Annotated in this window: 5 protein-coding genes; all 5 read right to left on the bottom strand. The window is 52.1% G+C overall.

Annotated elements, in window-relative coordinates:
- Nucleotides 1-8 precede the first annotated feature (8 nt).
- Complete coding sequence (locus tag P2H89_RS13970; protein WP_275827767.1) at nucleotides 9-1,625, bottom strand: RagB/SusD family nutrient uptake outer membrane protein; 1,617 nt, start codon at nucleotides 1,623-1,625, stop codon at nucleotides 9-11.
- Nucleotides 1,626-1,646: 21 nt separating this feature from the next.
- Nucleotides 1,647-4,817: a TonB-dependent receptor gene (locus tag P2H89_RS13965; protein ID WP_275827765.1), complete on the bottom strand. Its 3,171-nt coding sequence runs from the start codon at nucleotides 4,815-4,817 to the stop codon at nucleotides 1,647-1,649.
- Between the two features lie 65 nt (nucleotides 4,818-4,882).
- Complete coding sequence (locus P2H89_RS13960; RefSeq protein ID WP_275827763.1) at nucleotides 4,883-7,750, bottom strand: TIM-barrel domain-containing protein; 2,868 nt, start codon at nucleotides 7,748-7,750, stop codon at nucleotides 4,883-4,885.
- A gap of 189 nt (nucleotides 7,751-7,939) precedes the next feature.
- Nucleotides 7,940-12,199, bottom strand: coding sequence for a hybrid sensor histidine kinase/response regulator transcription factor (locus P2H89_RS13955; protein ID WP_275827761.1), 4,260 nt, complete (start codon nucleotides 12,197-12,199; stop codon nucleotides 7,940-7,942).
- Between the two features lie 153 nt (nucleotides 12,200-12,352).
- Nucleotides 12,353-13,225 carry an ROK family protein gene (locus P2H89_RS13950; RefSeq protein ID WP_275827759.1) on the bottom strand — a complete coding sequence of 291 codons (873 nt, stop codon included), beginning with the start codon at nucleotides 13,223-13,225 and terminating at the stop codon, nucleotides 12,353-12,355.
- Nucleotides 13,226-13,398 lie beyond the last annotated feature (173 nt).

Below are 13,398 nucleotides of genomic sequence, written 5' to 3'. Positions count from 1 at the left end.
AGAATCGGTTAGTCGGGCATTAAGCTTAAATCGAATGGTACCGGTGGCTTGGCCAGGTTGGGTGCTTTCACCATTTCGGCTTCAGGTATCGGCAAGTAAATAGTAGCATCTGTTACCGGATACTTTACCGTATTATACACCGCCTTCCACGTGCGCGGATTTGTTCCACCATTGTAGGTAAGGGTATACGCCCCTTTATCCTGGTCGTTGATGATGGCCTTCGCCTTGGTGGGATTGAAGTAATACAAACGCATCAGTTCGTACCAGTAAATGCCTTCAAACACGGTCTCTATCCTTTTCTCAAGGAAAATATCGTCGAAAGTGATGGATGACTTTTCCGGCATGCCTGCTCTTTTGCGAACAGCATTATAATATTTCAATGCTTCGGCATCGGTGGTGCTGGCTGCATCACCCAGGATCGATTCGGCATAGATCAGGTACACTTCGGCGAGCCGCAGCATGTAGGTATTGATATAGGCACACATTTCGCTGCCTTTGCCGCCATTGTCTTTTACGGAACCGATAATGTATTTCTTCGTATTGGCCACATCGGTGGACGTGAAGCGGTAACCACCCAGGTCTTTGCGGATCTCGGGATAGAAATCGCTATCGAACATGAAGGTCGCTTTGCGCCGGATGGAGTCGGCCGGATTGTCCATATAGTATTTGATCAGGTTCGCAGATGCCCCGTGTGCAGCACCCCAACCGTCCCAACTGCCGGTAATATCTCCGTTACGCGCCATATAAGCCTGGAAGGAGTTGTTGATACCCCAGGGATCTTTGATGGGCATCCACTGAATGGAGAACAGGCTTTCTTTATTGTTCTTCGCGCTGTTGTGGTTTTCGCCACGGAACAGGTCATAATAATTGGCCTCGAGTACATTGGGCGCATTGCGTACCACATCGGCCGCATAATATTTGGCGCTGTCGAGGTCGCTCTTGCGGCGGGTACCGCCACTGCCCACACCGGCACGGGTGAGGTACATGCGTGCCAGCATTCCTTCGGCAGAGTATTTGGTGAGCCTTCCTTCCGCAAATGGTGCTGCCGGCAGGTTCTCGGCCGCATACCGCAAGTCTTTCAGGATGAGCTGCCAGATGCTTTCGGGCGTATTGCGCAATACATTGGGATCGCCCATCTGCTTTACGTTGTCGTAAATGACGGGTACGGCGCCCCAGTTGCTCACCAGGAAATAATACCCCATGGCACGCATGAACCGGGCTTCGCCGATTCCGGCACGCTTTACATCTTCCGCCACAGCAGTAGCATTGATCGTGATGTTGCGGATGGTTTGGTTGCTTTGGGCAATGATCTTGTAAAAAGATTTATAAGCCGGCAACAACGTATTGGGATCGGTAGCAGGCACCGCAAAACGGTAGAACTGATCGCGGTCGTTGGAGATCATATTGCCACCACGCGCATCACCAAATGACAGGGCGGCCTTGTCATTGTAATCGAACCACACGATATTGTACAGCGGAGCAGTACCAGCCCTTACTTCTTCGGCTGTTTTATAGAACACATCGGCGATCAGGGTATCTTCGGGGGGCCTGTTGAGGAACTCCTTCTTGCAGGACTGCGACACCACCAGCGCCAGCAATAGTAATATGGTTGTATGCTTATTCATAATTCAGCAATTTTGAGATAGTTAAAAATCAGCGGTAAGGCTGAACATGTACATGCGGGTAGAGGGATAACGGGCATCGTCCAGGCCCACCATCAGCGAACCATTGTTGGGCGTCATACCGATCTCCGGATCATATCCTTTGTACTTCGTGAAAGTGGCCAGGTTCTGCACACCGGCCGATACTTTGAGATAACGCATTGCCAGTTTGGAGGCCCATTTGCCGGGAAGGGCATAAGACAGCGTTACATTCTTGATACGTATGTAAGAGCCGTCCTCAACATACCATTGTGTGGCGCGGAAATTACCATTGGCGGTATTGGTGGTGATGCGTGCGATCTGGTAGCCGGGATTGGTAAGGGTTACGTTGGGATCGCTGGCATTGACACTGCTGGGCCGTGCAAAATTAGCCACGGATTTAAAATAGTTGCTGTATACGGCCGTTCCCTGCGGATTCTCATTCTCGTAACGGGTATAGTTGAAAATATCATTGCCCTGCACGCCGAGGATCAGCACACTGAGGTCGAAATTTTTGTAGGAGAAGGTGTTGGTAAAGCCAAAGCTGAACTTGGGCCAGGGGTTACCGATATCCGTACGATCGTTCTGATCGATCTTGCCATCGGGTTTACCATCGGGTCCGCTGATATCGCGGAACATCAGGTCGCCCACCCAGCTGCCTTGTGCCGGGTCAACGAGCAGCACACCACTGGACGTTTGAACCGCGTGTTTCTTGATCTGATCGATGTTCTGGAACAACCCATCTGCCATGTAACCCGTCAGCAATGCTACCGGCTGACCTACCCTTGTAGAGCTGATCAGTGAGCTGGTGCCATACGTGCTGTTGATCGGTGTATTGTTGTACAGCATGGTGATCTTGTTACGATCCATGGAGAAGTTCAACCCTGTTTTCCAGGTAAAGGGCTTTTCGATGTTTACCGAATTGATGGTGATGCCGAAACCCTTGTTCTCCATTTCGCCCACATTCGTAGTAGGGAAACGGATATAACCCGAAGAGTAGCTCATGTCGCCGCCGGAGTAGAAAGGATAATCGTTGGTGGTGAGCAGGTCAGTGATCTTCTTGATATAAAAATCGCCGATGACCTCGAGGCGGTTGCCGAAGAAGCGTGCATCGAAACCAACGTTGGTGGTGGTAGCACTCTCCCATTTCAGACCGGGGTTGGAGAAGTTGCCCGACAGGTAACCCGTACCCCAGGCTGTAGGCACGGTGTACAAGGTAGCATAGTAGCCACCAGCCCACTGGTTACCGCTTTTGCCCCATTCCAGGCGCAGCTTGAGGTCGTTCAATCCCTTGACATTCGACATAAAACTTTCCTGCGATATACGCCAGGCAGCCGATACAGACGGGAAGGTGCCCCACCTGTTCTCCGGACCGAAGTTGGCCGATCCATCCCTGCGGATGGTAGCCTGTACAATATAACGGTCGTTGTATACGTAGTTGGCGCGGCCAAACCAGGATTCGCGTGCTGCCGATCCTTTCGAGCTGCTGTTGGTGGCCGATTGGGCATCGCCACCAGGTAGTTCCTGCACGGCATTGGTCACAAAACCGCGGCGCAAGCCACTCAAACCTTCCCAACCATTTTCGGTAGACTCATGCGCTGCCATAACCGTGATCGCATGTTTCTTGAATTTCTTGTCGTATTGAAGGCGTGTATTGAAACCCCACCAATAATTATTGCCGCTTTCCCGGCTCGATTCGGTGGTGGTGTTCTCGTAGCCATTGAACTTATACGAGGGTCTGAATATATAATTGTTGGTATAACGATAAGAAGTGTTGAAGTCATTGTGAAATACCAGGCCCGGGAGAATGGTGATATCGGCATAGATACCACCGATCGCTGTGAGCGCTTTGTTCCTGTTGTCATTGATCTCGGCAAGGGCAACGGGGTTGGTATATTGGTATTGAGTATTGACAGGTCCACCCCAGCTGCCATCGGGATTCGTAACCGGCACCGAAGGGTTTTGGCCGATGGCGATGTTTAACAGGTCGCCATTGGTGGTATTGATCTGTTCCTTGGTTTGGTTGATGTTGAGGTTCAAACCGATCTTCAACCAGCGACGGGTTTGGTTATCGAGGTTAAGGCGTGCCGAGAAACGCTCAAAACCCGATCCCTTGGCCACCCCTTCCTGCTTGAAGTATTCAACGCCGGTATAAAAGGTGGTGCGTTCATTACCACCACTAAGTCCCAGTGCATATTTCTGTAACAGCGTGCGGCGGAACAAGGCTTTCTGCCAGTCGGTTCCTTCACCCAGCACCGAAGGATCGGCGAAGGTAGGTTCGAATTGCGCTCCACCCGCCTTGGCGAATTCATTACGATAAGTGGCGTACTCCTGCAGGTTCATCACCGGCACTTTCTCGGGTACATCCTGTATGGTGATCAAACTGGTTGCGGAGATCTTGGTATCACCGGCCTTACCACGTTTGGTAGTAATGAGGATTACACCGTTGGAAGCGATAGAACCATAGATGGCAGTGGCCGAAGGGCCTTGCAGGATATTGACAGACTCAATATCGTCATCATTGATACCCGACAGCAGGTTGGTGCCGGTAGAAGTACCACCGGATGGATTCTCGGGCCTGAACTGTACCCCATCGATCACATACAGGGGCTGGCTGGTACCATTGATCGAACTGATCCCACGGATCAACACCGATGGTGCAGCGCCTGGCTGTCCGCTGTTGGAGGTTACATATACGTTGGCAGCACGGCCCTGCAAACCCTGCTCCAGGGTGGTGTTGACCGTACGCTTCATATCGGTTGAGGACACCGTAACCTGCGAGCTACTGAGGTCGGTTTTCTTCATGCGGCCATACCCTACCACGACCACATCCTGCAGGTCGTTGTAATTTTTATCCAGGCGGATGTCGAGGTAATTGCCATTGCCGATTTTGGTTTCTTTGGTTTCATACCCTACCGATGTTACGATGAGTACATCGCCGGCCTTGGCCTCGATGACAAATTCGCCCAGCGTGTTGGTAGGTACTGAGTTCGTGGTTCCTTTAACGGTGACGGAGGCAGCAGCTATCGCCTCCTCACCCAGTTTGCCGGTTACTTTACCGGTAATTCTCTTTTTAGCAGTTCCTTCCTGCGCATAGCCTGGAGAGAGCGCCAGTATGCACAGCACCAGCATCCATAAAAAGACTACTGGTTTGTTGACTGTTTTGGTCTTTTTCATATGTGATCGTTTACGTTTTGCAAGAATCAATGTATATCAATCGCCCGCAGCCAGGGGCGAATCACTTACTTCATGGTAGCCTTCACTGCCTTTCCGGTGTATTTGATCACCTGGTCGGGTTTGGCATCGGCATCAAATGGAACCGGTTTGTTGCCGGTGATCCATACAATGCGGAAAGTTCTTTTTACCAGCATGCCGGGGAAGTTGCCTGCACGCTCACCGATCGTGAGGGTTTTGGTAGCTTCTGAATACTGCATAGCGATGCGGGCAAATGCTCCTTTCTCGTAATTGTAATTGGTGTCTTCATCTTCATAGAGGGTAAACTGCCCATCCTTGCCGGTGTATACAAACAGGGTGATGGGATCGGCCGGTTTTTCGGACGTGTATTGCAGGGCCGGGCCAACGGGTACAATGCTTCCTTCTTTTATATACAAGGGAACTCTCTCCACCGGCGCATCGGCCGTGAGCGTACGGCCGCCCTCGAGGCGCGCACCAGTGTAGAAGTCGAACCATCCAGTACCTGCCGGCAGGTACAGCTGCCTGTTGGTAGCTTTATAATGAATAATGGGGTTAACGAGTATGGACGGACCAAACATGAACTGATCGCCGATATTGCGCACAGCGGCATCGGCCGGGAAGTCCATGGCAAGACCGCGCATCATGGTATAGTGATCGTGGTAAGTTTTGCCGGCCAGGGAATAGATATATGGCATGAGCCGGTAGCGCAGTTTATCGTAGTACAACATGCTTTGGTAAGCAGGATGTGTTTCGGGCGCTACGTTGAAGATCTCGCGGTACGGAAACTGACCATGCACGCGGAACAGGGGACAGAATGCACCAAACTGGTACCAGCGTGTCATCAACTCGCGCCATTCTTCGAGGTCCTCCCCTTTCGCCTGTTCGTATCGTTTCTCTACGGCGAAGCCGCCGATATCGACTGTCCAATAAGGCAATCCCGATAAGGAGAAATTCAAACCCGCTGCGATCTGGTCTTTAAAATCGTCCCAGCGTGCGCCAATATCGCCGCTCCAGGAAGCGGCCGCATAACGCTGCTGACCGGCAAAGGCCGAGCGGGTGAGGATGAATACACGTTGATTGGGATTTACCGAACGCTGCCCTTCATAAACGCCTTTGGTATTCATGAGCGGGAAGGCATTGAAATAACGGTTAGAAGATCCCAGTGCAGTGGGGTTCATCGTTGCTTTCCTTTCGCCTACCGACATATTGGAATGAATATCGGGTTCGGTAGCATCGAGCCACCAGGCATCTACGCCTTTATTATAGAGCTTTTCGTTGAGCAGGTTCCAGAAGGCCACGCGGGCTTTGTCGTTGAAGGCATCGTAGAAAGTAGAGGTATATCCTTTACCGATCCAGTCGCGGCGCTGCTCGGCAATATTGCGTTTGTACAGCCAGCCGTTCCTGTTGAAGGTTTCATAGATGGGCAGGCCTTCATAGAACTTGGGCCACACGGAGATCATGAACCGTGTTTTGTATTGATCGTGCAGGGTCTTGATCATCCCCGCCGCATCGGCAAAACGGCTGCTGTCGAATTCCTGGCTGCCCCAATCGTCCGGCTTCCAGTACGACCAGTCGAGCACGATATTATCGAGCGGTATCTTCCGTTGCCTGAATTCCTTAACGGTATTCAGTATTTCGTCCTGCGTTTTGTACCGCTCGCGGCTTTGCCACAAACCCATGGCCCATTTGGGCATCAGGGTGCTGGCGCCGGTGAGCTCGCGGTAACCGCCGATCACCTCATCGAGGTTGTTGCCGCTGATGAAATAATAATCCAACTGGCTGCCCGACTCGGCACTCAAAGCATATTGTTGTTGAAGATCACCCTGCAGCGGGCTTAACCAATTGCAGGATACATAAGATACATCGCCGTCGGGCAGCCATTCGATCCGGATCTTGTATTTCCTTCCCTGCTCCATAGCAACGGGTATCAAGGCCGTACCCGGCATCCAGGGTTGGCGCCAGCGGTCGGCCAGCAGTTTACCATCGATCCATAATTTACAGTAACCGCCATAGCGCAGCAGAAACTGGTGCACGCCGGTAAACGAAGAAGCCATGGCCCCTTCCCAGGTGACTACCGTATTACCCAGTTTAATTCCTGCTGGAAAATCCTTTTGCGATAGCAGCCAGTCGTAAGACAATACCGACTCGGGCCTTTTGACGAATATGTTTTCCGGCTTTCCTTTTTGTGCGTACGTAGCCGTAAGCCAGCCTTCGCTGCCTTCGGCCGAATATAATTTCAAGGTCGACAGCGGTTCATAATCGCGCGTGTCGCCTGCTTTGGTAATAGAATAATTATCCCACAGGATACCATAATGATGGGTTGATACGAGGAAGGGGATGGCGATCTCTGTATTGTTCTGTGCCAGGTCTACCTGGTAGCCCTTTTGGTTCATGAGGCCCTGCTGGTGTTGCCCCAGGCCGTACAACGCTTCATCGGGTGTAGTGATAAACGCCTGACGCAATTTCCAGGTCGGCAGCCCCTCTTCCACTGCCGGCACAAAGCTTTTACCGCCTTCTGTAGGTTCGGCCAACAACAGCTTGCCGGTGGGATCGGTAAACCTGATCTCGCCGGTAATGCGCGAAACCATCGCCCGGATGGCGGACGTAACAAGTATAAGCTGCTCTTTATCCTCCCTCACTTCCCATTTCACCGCCGGTCTTTTAGTAGACAGCACGATGAGGCTGGGGATATTGGAAAATGAATCGGCCGCGCTGGCTGTAACCCGGATAATGCGATCGGTAACAGCCTGCAAACGCACCAGGCACACGCCGTTGGTAACCTTGCGTTTCACATGAACGATAATTCCGTCGTCGATTTTCGAGTATTCACCGGGAGGGATATGGTGAGCGGAGAGGGTGGTTACGGACAATAGAGCGACCACAATAAGGCACAGAGAAGTCTTGATCTTCCACATAGCAATCATTCGTTTTGGTTCACATTCCAGTCACCGGCCAGGAGCATGTTGGCCCGCCGGTTCCTTCATCATAAATGTAGAACTGTGGAAGAAAAAGCAGGGTATGCAGATGTTTATGAATGGGTATCGAAATGTTAACCACCAACCTCAAACGATTGATTGTCAATATAAAATTCTGCACGGGCTACATTATCCTGCACCCTGCGCACCCCATTGACTGGGCAGTACATGGTACTCGAGTTTGAAGTATTTGGAGAAGTATTTGGGGTTATTGAAGCCAACTTCGTAGGCAATTTCGGCCACCGTCATCTGCGACTTTTCGAGCAACTGGGCAGCCCGTTTCAGCCTCACCGACCGGATGAACTCGATGGGCGTTTTGCCGGTTAGCGCCAGTATCTTTTTGTACAACGCCACCCGGCTCATGTATACACCCTTGCTCAGTTCTTCGACCGAGAACTCGGGATTGCCCATATTTTTTTCGATCAGCTCCATCACCTGATGCAGGAACTGCTCGTCGGGCGAGGCGGTTTGCAGTGCGGCCTGGCTCACTTCGATGCGCTTCTCAAACGTTTTGCGGGCGATGGCCTGCTGCGATAACTGGTTCCGGATGCGCGACAGGAGGATCTCGAAATTGAATGGTTTCGTGAGGTAGTCGTTGGCCCCGGTTTCGAGCCCCTTCAACTGCTGCTGCTCGCCGGCCAGGGCCGTAAGCAGGATGACGGGGATATGGGAAGTGCGCTGGTCTTTCTTGATCTTTTTACACAGGTCGATACCATTCATTTCGGGCATACTGATATCGCTCACCACCAGGTCGGGGTGATGACCGAGGGCTTTCTGCCAGCCTTCTTTGCCATTGGCCGCTTCGAGGATCGTGAAATGCTGGCGTAAATTATCCTTGAGGTAGAAGCGGAAGTCTTCGTTGTCTTCCACCAGCAGCAGCATCTTCTTCTTTGCCTCGTGCTCTCCGGCGGCGGCCTCCGCCTCGGCGTGGTGGACGCCGTTGCCTGTAGTGGTTTCCCTTTCAGCGTGATGGACGCCGTTGCCCGTTTCGCCGGTGATGGCCGCGGCCCGGCCTTCCGGGTCATTCATCGCTACCGGGAGTGCGGTTATGGATTGCCCGGCTGGCGCCACGCCGTTCAGCCCGGTTTGTTCTGTTGCGGCTAACGGCATCGAAAGGGCTGCTGCCGGCACAGCCTGCAGCGGCAGTATGACGGTAAAGCAGCTACCCTGTTCGGGCTCACTTTCTACCGAAATGGTACCCTGGTGCAACTTGACAAACTCACGGGTGATCGACAAACCGATGCCGCTGCCCTGGTTTACGATACTGCCAGGTGTATCGTGCTGGAAGAAACGTTCGAAAATAAGATCCTGCTTTTCTTTGGGAATACCGATGCCCGTATCTTTTACCTGGATGGCCAGCCGGAATGTTCCTTCCCCCTGTTCTTCCAGGCGCAGGGCCACCGTAACGCTACCTTGCTCGGGGGTAAACTTGAAGGCATTGGACACGAGGTTGAACAGGATGCGTTCCAGTTTATCGTGGTCGAAACTGGTGAAGAAGCGATCGACTGCGGAATGAAAATTGAAGCGGATATTCTTCTTTTCGGCAATGTCTGTAAAAGAATAGGTAATGTCTTTGGTGAACCTGATAATATCGCCTGTACTGGTATTGAGCCGCAGTTCCTGTACTTCCATTTTGCGGAAGTCGAGCAACTGGTTTACGAGGTTCAGTAAACGGCGGGCATTGCGGTGAATGAGGCTGTATTGCTTTTTCTGCCCCTCGTCTTCGGCCTGTTGCAGCATCTTTTCGACCGGAGCGAGGATCAGCGAGAGCGGCGTTCGGAATTCGTGGCTCACATTGGTGAAGAAGCGGATCTTCATCATATCCAGCTCGTGCATACGCTGGGCCTCTTTTCTTTGCTGCTCCAGCTGGAAGCGGATGCGTGCCCGCTGCAGCACCATATGGCGGCTGAACCAAAGGATTGCGCCGAGTACGAGCACATAGAGTGCGTAGGCCCAGGGTGTTTTCCAGAATGGCGGTAATACCTTTATATGTAGTGTGAGCTCCTGGTCGTTCCAAACATCGTTGCTGGTGGCGGCCTTTACCCGGAATGTATAATCGCCGGGGTCGAGGTTGGTATAGGTAGCCATCCGCATCCTGCCATCGGTATAACTCCAATCTTCGTTAAAGCCATCCAGCTTATAGGCGTATTTGCTGCGCTCGGCATTGGAAAAGTTGAGGGCCGCAAACTCGATCGACAGCACATTTTCGTTGTAGCGCAGCGTAATGTCTTTGGTTTGGGTAATGGATTGCGGAAGCACTATCCTCCCGTTTATCTTTTCACCGACGGCCACCGTTTTATTGAAGATGCGCAGGTCGGTAAAAGCGAGGGGCGCTTGTAATTTACCGGGCCTGATGGCCTCGGGATGGAAGAGATTGAAACCATTGGCGCCGCCAAAGATCAGTTCTCCGTTGCGGGTTTTATAGGCGGCATTCTCATTGAAAGCCGTGCCCTGCAAACCATCGAGTTCATTGTAGTTGTGGCTTAGCAGCAGGTACCGGTCTTTTTGAGCATCATATTGCAGCTGGATATGCGCAATACCGTTGGGACTGCTCATCCACAGTTCGCCCGCATCATCTTCGAGCAGGGTGAGCACGGCATTGTCGGGCAGGCCGTCTTCCCGGCGAAATATCTGGAACGCGTTTTTGCGCGGATCGAAGAGATTGAGCCCATCGCGCGTACCGATCCAGATCTGTCCTTTCTTATCCTGCAGCATCGTGATCACGTTGTTGTTGCTGAGGCTGGCTGCATTGCCGGGCGTATTGTAATAATGTGCAAAACTATCGGGCAGGTTGGGCCGGCGAATAAGCACATCGACCCCATTGGCCGTGCCGATCCAGAGTTTGCCGGTATTGTCTTCCATGAGCGCGGCGATATACCCCGAGCTCACCGAGTTGCCGCCGGTGGGCAGGTGATGATGGAAAACATTCTTCTGCCGGTCGAAGCGGTCGAGCCCTCCGATGAGCGTGCCCACCCACAACTCCTTACGCGAATCTTCGAAGATCTCCCATACGCGGTCGTCGGCAATACTGGCCGGATCGTTGCTGTGTTTATAATGCGTGAAACGTTTTCCATCGTAACAATCGAGCCCCCCGAAATAAGAGCCGATCCACAACTTCTGGTTATGATCTATGAAGAGGCTTACGATAACATTATTGCTGAGGCTGTTGGGATCGCTGGGATTGTGCAGGAACTGCCGGAATGTTTTTTTAGTGCGGTCGTAATAGATGAGGCCGCCGCCATTGGTACCGATCCACAGGTTACCGGCTGCGTCTTCGATGAACTTGTTGACATCGTTGTAGGGCAAACTGTTGGGATCGGCAGGCTGGTGATCGAACAGGGGAAAGCTGGCCGTACGTTCGCGGTAATAGTTGATGCCTTTTTTATAGGTGCCCACCCAGATATTGCCTGCTTTGTCTTTGTAACCAGTGGTCAAACTGTTCTGGCTAAGGCTGCGCGGGTCGTCGTCGTTGTGCATGAGGTACTGGCTCGTACCTTTCTTCTTGTTGAGTATATTAACGCCGCCATGATCGGTAAACACCCAGATATTGCCTTTGTTATCCTGCAGCAGTCCGGTTACGAGGTTGTTGTTGAGCCTGAACGGACCGCTGTCGCCGGTAATATGGTGCAAGGTATTGGTGGCGGGATTGTATTGAAATACGCCACGGGGATCGTTCGACACAAAACACCACAATTCGTTCTCAGCATCTATATATAAGGAATACGGCAGCCGTTCGAAGCGGGTGGCCGAGCCCAGCAGGTCTGTCTTAAAAGTGGCGGAGCCGGTGCGGCCATCCAGTTTTTCAATATGGCCGTTGTTGAAGACCACCCAGATATCTCCTTTGTTGTCTTCGCCAATGGAGACGGGGTTGAGGGCAATGGCATCGGTTTGGAATACCCGAACAGTTTTACGGCTGGCGGGATCATAGGTATACAAGCCGGCTTGTCCCATTACGAACCAGAACTTTCCGCGGCTGTCGCGCAGGATGCTGGTAACGGAGGCCGGTGGCAGGGCATAACGCGCCAGGCAGGCAGAGGCATTGCGGTTAAACTGTTCCGTGGCCTGGTCAAAAACATTGAGCCCGTTCCTGTTCTCGACCCAGATGGTATTATCGGGCCCTTCGAAAATACGTACGATAAAATCATCGCCGATGGTGGTAGAGTCGTGGAGATTGTGTCGGTAGATGGTGAAATTGTACCCGTCGTAGCGATTGAGGCCACTCATGGTGCCGATCCACATAAAGCCTTTACTGTCGCGCATGATGGTATTGATCTGGCTATGCGACAATCCCTGGCTGATATCAATCCGGGAGAACTGGTACTGTTGGGTTTGAGCACGCAGGCACCAGCCTGTAGTGCAGAGTAATACTAAAATGACAAGCTTCCTCATATGCAATCGGCAAAAATTTACAGCTTTTTGGCCGAATGCCGAAAACTGTCTTTTTGACAATCACAAACCATCTGGTTCGCAATGATCTGCACAGATCATCCGGAGATGAGATAACCTGTGCAAATCAGCTTGTTCGTATAAAGTGAAGGTAAATTACAAGTTCTCGATCCAGCAGCCGGCCGCACCCATGATATGGGCATCTTCGCCCAGGCGGGCGACGCGCAACGGTGTGGCAATTGACTGGGCCAGCAAGGCTGCCTCGGTATGCGCAAGGAACCATTCGGCGCTGCGGGCAATGTTACCGCCGATCACCACCACTTCGGGATTGTTATCACGGATAAAGCCGGTGAGGAAGGCAGCGAGGTTCTGACCAAACTCTTTGAATATGTCCTTGATACGGGGATCAGTGCGGATGAGCGCTACCAGGTCTTTCACATTTTCGACCAGCGTGCCGCTTTGCTGCTCGTAGGTATTGATGAGCCAGCGGGCGGAAATATAGTCTTCGGCAATGCTGTCGCGAAAGGGTGCACACCAGAGGTTGGCATCTTTGGCAATACCCTGGTGAAAGGTTGCCGTGCCAAGACCGGTACCGAGCGTAACGCCGATGGCGCTTTTGTAACCGCGTCCGGCGCCGCCTACTACTTCGCCTTGCAAAAAACAACCGGCATCGTTCATGAGGCGTATCTGATCGGGTTCGATGCCCAGGCGTTCGGCCATCATCTCTTTTACATTGAGGCCATAAAGCGACTGGTATTTGTTTTGATCCTTAATGAAAGAAATACCATTTTCATAGTCGAAGGGACCGGGCATGGCAATGCCTACTCTACGGGGCATGGCGGGCTGGGAGGCAAATACTTCCACGATGGCTTCGCACCAATCGTTCACAATGCTGGCAGCGTCTTCCTGAGCATTAATATGCTTGCGGGCAGAAAAGGCAGGTAATACACTCCGGACCTCCAGGTCGACCAGGGCCGCCGTGATGTGCGAGCCGCCGATATCGACACCGGCCACTAAGGGATTGTTCATGGGCAAATCAATTTTTTGGGTCTTGCCTGTCGTTTGGTTATTAAGTTCGGCTAACGAATAAGTACAGCATGCAAATATACTCGCGGAATCGCTAACTATACCGTTTTAGCTGATTTTATTCTGCCTAATATCGCAAGACGGGGAACGACGGTTGTTTGTTAACGGATCGTAAA

The organism is Paraflavitalea sp. CAU 1676 (assembly GCF_029223285.1).
Taxonomy (GTDB): Bacteria; Bacteroidota; Bacteroidia; order Chitinophagales; family Chitinophagaceae; genus Paraflavitalea.
The sequence above is the reverse complement of the archived record's forward strand: the minus strand, read 5'-3'. Positions and strand labels throughout refer to the sequence as shown.

Bases quoted from the DNA above. Each gene is read 5' to 3' on its own strand.
- P2H89_RS13950 (WP_275827759.1), bottom strand. From the start codon at position 13,225: ATGAACAATCCCTTAGTGGCCGGTGTCGATATCGGCGGCTCGCACATC.
- P2H89_RS13970 (WP_275827767.1), bottom strand. From the start codon at position 1,625: ATGAATAAGCATACAACCATATTACTATTGCTGGCGCTGGTGGTGTCG.
- P2H89_RS13965 (WP_275827765.1), bottom strand. From the start codon at position 4,817: ATGAAAAAGACCAAAACAGTCAACAAACCAGTAGTCTTTTTATGGATG.
- P2H89_RS13960 (WP_275827763.1), bottom strand. From the start codon at position 7,750: ATGTGGAAGATCAAGACTTCTCTGTGCCTTATTGTGGTCGCTCTATTG.
- P2H89_RS13955 (WP_275827761.1), bottom strand. From the start codon at position 12,199: ATGAGGAAGCTTGTCATTTTAGTATTACTCTGCACTACAGGCTGGTGC.